Here is a 1,986-nt window from a genome sequence, read left to right as displayed (position 1 = left end):
GGCCGCACCGTCGCCTACGCCTGGCTGACCCCCGCCGCGACCGTCGGCGACACGCTCACCGTCGAGAACCGCGGACGCCGCCACACCGCGACCGTGCACCCGCACGCCGTCGTGGACCCAGAACAGAACAGGATCCGGAGGTAGACCGATATGCCCACGACCACAACGGCTTACGACGTCATCGTCGTCGGACTGGGCGGGATGGGAAGCGCGGCCGCCTGTCACGTCGCCACCCGCGGGCACCGGGTCCTCGGCCTGGAACGCCACGAGCCGGTGCACGCCAACGGTTCCAGCCACGGCGGCTCGCGCATCATCCGCCAGTCCTACTTCGAGGACCCCGGCTATGTGCCGCTGCTGCTGCGCGCCTACGAGCTGTGGGACAAGCTGGCCGTCGACGCCCAGCGCGAGGTGTACCGGCTCACCGGGGGCCTGTTCATCGGGCCGCCGGACTGCCAGACCGTCGCGGGCAGCATGCGGGCCAGCCGCCAGTGGGGACTGGCGCACGAGGTGCTCGACGCCGCCGAGATCACCGCGCGGTTCCCCCACTTCACACCCCACCCGGGTGACATCGCGCTCTACGAAGCCAAGGCGGGCTTCGCCCGCCCCGAGGCGACGGTGCGCGCGCACCTCGAACTCGCCGAACAGAACGGCGCCACACTGCAATTCGACGAGCCGGTGCTGCAGTGGAGACAGACCCGCGACGGCGTGCGGGTGAGGACCCCGCGCGGTTCCTACACGGCCGGGCAGCTGGTCATCTGCCCGGGCGCCTGGGCGCCGCAACTGCTGGGCGAGTTCGGGGTCCCCATCACGGTGCAACGTCAGGTGATGTACTGGCTGGACCCGATCGGCGGCGCCGCCGCATTCGCGGACGATCCGATCTTCATCGACGAAAACACCTCCGGCGCTCAGATATACGGTTTCCCGGCGATCGACGGGCCACGCGGCGGCGTCAAGGTCGCCTTCTTCCGCAAAGGCGTCGCTTGCACGCCGGAAACCATCGACCGGGAGGTGCACCCGCAGGAGATCGACGAGATGACGGCGCGGGTCACCGAGTTGTTGCCGGCGCTGGCGGGCGACTGCCTGCACGCGGCGACCTGCATGTACTCCAACACCCCCGACCAGCACTTCGTCATCGCCCGGCATCCCCACTGCGCCAATGTCACCGTGGCGTGCGGGTTTTCGGGGCACGGGTTCAAGTTCGTGCCGGTGGTCGGCGAGATCCTCGCCGATCTGTGCATCGAGGGCGCCACCGCCCACCCCGTCTCGTTGTTCGACCCGCAGAGATCGGTGACCCGATGAACTCCACCGCACGGCCGTCGCCGGCGCTGCTGCCGACCCTGGGCGGCGACTACTACACCAGCGCGGCCGTCTTCGCCGCCGAACAACAGCACATGTTCGAGCACATGTGGTTCTGCGTCGTGCGCAACGATGACGTGGGCGAGCCGGGCCAGTTCAAGAACGTTCAGGTGGGCCGGGAAAGCGTGCTCGTGGTGCGCGGCCGCGACCGGGTGTTGCGCGCCTTCCTCAACGTGTGCCGGCACCGCGGCGCGCTGTTGTGCACGCAGCCCGAAGGCCGGGTGCGCCGCAACCTGCGCTGCCCCTACCACTCGTGGACCTACGGGTTGGACGGCGCGCTGGTGGCCGCGCCCAACCTCGGCTCGCTGACCGACGAGGACGGCGTCGGCATCGACCGCCGCGGCTACGGCCTGGTCGCGGTGGCGTTGCGTGAATGGCTGGGTTACGCGTGGGTCTGTCTGGGCGAGCAGCCGCCGTCGTTCGAGGACGAAGTCGTCGGCGAGGCCGCCCACCGGCTCGGCGACCTGCGGGCCATCGACAACTACCGGATCGACACCCTGCAGGTGGGCCGGCGGGTCACCTACGACGTGGCAGCCAACTGGAAGTTGATCGTCGAGAACTTCATGGAGTGCTATCACTGCGCCACGATCCACCCCGAGCTGACCAGGCTGGTGCCCGAGTTCGCGCGGG

The 1,986-nt window shown here is 69.6% G+C and carries 2 protein-coding genes; both read left to right on the top strand.

All coding sequences use genetic code 11. The features are described from left to right. Positions 1–150: 150 nt before the first annotated feature. Entirely contained in the window at positions 151–1,299 is a 1,149-nt protein-coding gene (gene solA / locus AC2VOK_RS03655; RefSeq protein ID WP_428899270.1) for an N-methyl-L-tryptophan oxidase, read from the top strand. Next, the coding region (locus AC2VOK_RS03650) for an aromatic ring-hydroxylating oxygenase subunit alpha (RefSeq protein WP_428899269.1) at positions 1,296–1,986 on the top strand (691 nt) is incomplete at its 3' end. The genes solA and AC2VOK_RS03650, both read left to right, overlap by 4 nt.

The sequence above is a fragment of the Mycobacterium sp. TH-M116 genome, from assembly GCF_057473685.1.
Note: the sequence above shows the minus strand (reverse complement) of the source record. Positions and strands in the feature narration are given on the sequence as shown.